The organism is Streptomyces phaeochromogenes, from assembly GCF_001418655.1.
Taxonomy (GTDB): Bacteria; Actinomycetota; Actinomycetes; order Streptomycetales; family Streptomycetaceae; genus Streptomyces; species Streptomyces phaeochromogenes.
The window spans coordinates 1-1,316 of record NZ_LIQZ01000656.1; the positions used below are offsets into that span (position 1 = coordinate 1).

General features: G+C 69.7%; 2 protein-coding genes and 1 pseudogene. All 3 read right to left on the reverse strand.

What is annotated here, in order from left to right; genetic code table 11:
* Window positions 1-215, reverse strand: a pseudogene (locus AOK17_RS47250) (hypothetical protein); the annotation flags it as partial.
* A gap of 69 nt (window positions 216-284) precedes the next feature.
* Window positions 285-999: shikimate dehydrogenase (locus AOK17_RS47255; RefSeq protein WP_245697906.1), on the reverse strand; the 715-nt coding region annotated here is incomplete at its 5' end.
* A 100-nt stretch (window positions 1,000-1,099) separates the two neighbouring features.
* Window positions 1,100-1,316, reverse strand: a 217-nt coding sequence (locus tag AOK17_RS47260; protein WP_206190961.1) for an endolytic transglycosylase MltG, incomplete at its 5' end; no start/stop codon positions are given.

Below are 1,316 nucleotides of genomic sequence, written 5' to 3' on the forward strand. Positions count from 1 at the left end.
GCGCCGCGGCCCTGCCCGTACTGCGCCGCCGCGTGGACGGGCTGCCCCGTGCGCAGCGCCCGTCGGTAGGCGAGCTTGCGCTTCAGCTTGTAGGCCCAGGTCGCGAGAACGGCGACCACCAAGAGCCCGAGCCCGGTCATCCGCGCCCAGTCCGGCAGGAAGCCGAGCACGGCCTCGAATATCTCCGACTTCCACGACGCCAGCGTCACATGCATGGATCAGCCCCCCGGCTCCCCCGAGTTCCGCCCCCTGCGGAACCGAAGGCCGAATCGTACAGACCGGTCCTACCTGCTCGCGAGCGCCTTCTCGCCCGCTGTCCGCATGGCGTCCAGCGGGGCAGGCACCCGTCCGGTCATCTGCTCGACCTGGAGCACCGCCTGGTGCACCAGCAGGTCGAGGCCGCTGACGACGGCTCCTCCGTACGCCGACCAGCGGGCCGCCAGTGCGGTGGGCCACGGGTCGTACAGCACGTCGAAGAGCGTGGCGGGCCGCTCGGGGACCACGGAGGAGAGGACATCGGTGGTACCCGCCGGGGTGGTGGCGATGACGAGCGGCGCGCGCAGGGCATGCGCCGCGTCCGCCCAATCCTCCGTACGCACCTCTACGTCGAGGCGCTCGCCCCACTGCCGCATCTCGGCGGCGCGGGCCTGGCTGCGGACGTATGCGACGACCTCGCCGGTGCAGATCCGCGCGAGGGCGGCCAGGGCGGAGGAGGCGGTGGCGCCCGCGCCGAGGATCGCCGCGGAGTCGACCTGCTCGATGCCCCGCTCGCGCAGCGCGGCGACCATCCCGGGGACGTCGGTGTTGTCGCCGAGGCGCCGCCCGTCCTCGGTGAACACCACCGTGTTCACGGCCTCGACGGCGGACGCGGTCTCGCTGATCTCGTCGAGCAGTGGAATGACCGCCCGCTTCAGCGGCATCGTCAGCGACAGCCCGGCCCATTCGGGACCGAGTTTCCCGACGAATCCCGGCAGCGCCGCCTCGTCGACCTCGAAACGGNNCGAGGCCGAGTTCCTCGTACGCGGCACGGTGCAGCACCGGGGAAAGGGAATGGGCGATCGGGGAACCGAGTACGGCGGCTCGACTTCTCCGGTCTCCGTCAGTCCTTGTTGCGCCGTGCATTGAATTCCTCAACCAGTTTCTCGTGCTCGCTCAGGGTCTTGGTGAAGTCCGTCTTCTTGCCGTCGATGGAGATGAAGAACATCCACGCACCGCCGTCCGGACTCACCGATGCCTTCAGCGCGTCCTGACCCGGATTTCCGATCGGTCCGGGCGGAAGACCCTTGTAGAAGTACGTGTTGTACGGGTCGTCGTAG